At 55.3% G+C, this 237-nt stretch carries 1 protein-coding gene; it reads left to right on the top strand.

The genetic code is table 11. From position 1 onward, the window contains the following. Positions 1–237, top strand: a 237-nt coding sequence (locus HBA93_RS23435; RefSeq protein WP_221724812.1) for a hypothetical protein, incomplete at both ends; no start/stop codon positions are given.

The raw sequence follows: 237 nt of genomic DNA, 5'->3' as shown, positions 1-237 counted from the left end.
ACTCGCGGTAACAGAAGCCGGTGATCCGGTTCTGCCAGCCGCAGTGCCGATGCCGGCATTTCGCCAGACTGCCACTGAAGCCTTGATCGCGAGTGCCACACCATCACTGTCAGCAGATGGTCATAATAAGCCGGGTGAAGTGAAATATACCGGCGTTACCAAATCCGGTACAGCCAACCATCTGGTTGAACAGCGCGCCGAGATTGCTGCAGACAGCAAACCGGAACTGCATAATCT

Source organism: Ochrobactrum sp. SFR4 (assembly GCF_019730395.1).
Classification (GTDB): domain Bacteria; phylum Pseudomonadota; class Alphaproteobacteria; order Rhizobiales; family Rhizobiaceae; genus Pseudochrobactrum.
Note: the sequence above shows the minus strand (reverse complement) of the source record. Positions and strands in the feature narration are given on the sequence as shown.